The organism is Providencia sp. PROV156, from assembly GCF_028480905.1.
Classification (GTDB): Bacteria; Pseudomonadota; Gammaproteobacteria; order Enterobacterales; family Enterobacteriaceae; genus Providencia; species Providencia hangzhouensis.
In genome coordinates, this window is record NZ_JAMPPE010000061.1 from 1 (window position 1) to 1,065 (window position 1,065).

The following is a 1,065-nucleotide window of genomic DNA, read 5'->3' on the forward strand; positions in this document are numbered from 1 at the left end:
GCTGACGCACACCATCGCCCACCGGGTGGGTCGCTATCTGGAACGGCAAGGCCTGCTGGAACGGGATGTCGAAAACAGCTATCTGGCCTCGGATGCGGTGGATGACGACCCGATGACACCCCTGCTGGGGCACTCGATCACTTACCGTATCGCTGTCGGTTCACAGGCGGGGCGAAAGGTGTTCACTTTGCAAACTCTGCCGACCAGTGGTGATCCGTTCGGTGACGGGATTGGCAAGGTAGCCGGGTCAGCCTGCACGCCGGCGTGGCGGCCAGGGCCGATGAACGCAAGAAGCTCGAACGGCTGTGCCGGTACATCAGCCGCCCGGCGGTATCCGAGAAGCGGCTGTCGTTAACACGAGGCGGCAACGTGCGCTACCAGCTCAAGACGCCGTACCGGGACGGCACCACGCACGTCATTTTCGAACCATTGGATTTCATTGCAAGGCTGGCCGCCCTGGTACCGAAGCCCAGAGTCAACCTAACCCGCTTCCACGGGGTGTTCGCACCCAACAGTCGGCACCGGGCGTTGGTCACGCCGGCAAAACGGGGCAGGGGCAACAAGGTCAGGGTGGCTGATGAACCGGCAACACCAGCACAACGGCGAGCGTCGATGACATGGGCGCAACGGCTCAAGCGTGTTTTCAATATCGACATCGAGACCTGCAGCGGCTGCGGCGGCGCCATGAAAGTCATCGCCTGCATTGAAGACCCTATAGTGATCAAGCAGATCCTTGATCACCTGAAGCACAAAGCCGAAACCAGCGGGACCAGGGCGTTACCCGAAAGCCGGGCGCCACCGGCTGAGCTGCTCCTGGGTCTGTTTGACTGACGAGCCTGAAGGCCAACGATACCAATCAAAATGCTGCGTTCACAGCGCCGCGGCAGGGATCCGCCGTGCTGGTTGTCGGAAAAGGAGCCGCTAGTGGGAAAGAGGAGGGTAAATTTTCAGCGTTGCTGGCTCCCCGTCAGCCGGATTGGGTTGCATCGCAGGGGTGTCGAAAGAGTCAACTGCGGTCCAAAGCTGTTGGACTTGGGTGAAAAGGGCGTTTATTCTTCCTATACG

Annotated in this window: 1 pseudogene; it reads left to right on the plus strand. The window is 60.4% G+C overall.

The annotated features are described in order from the left end of the window. A pseudogene (locus PSF31_RS21040) lies at positions 1–831 on the plus strand (IS91-like element ISCR2 family transposase); the annotation flags it as partial. Positions 832–1,065: the final 234 nt, after the last annotated feature.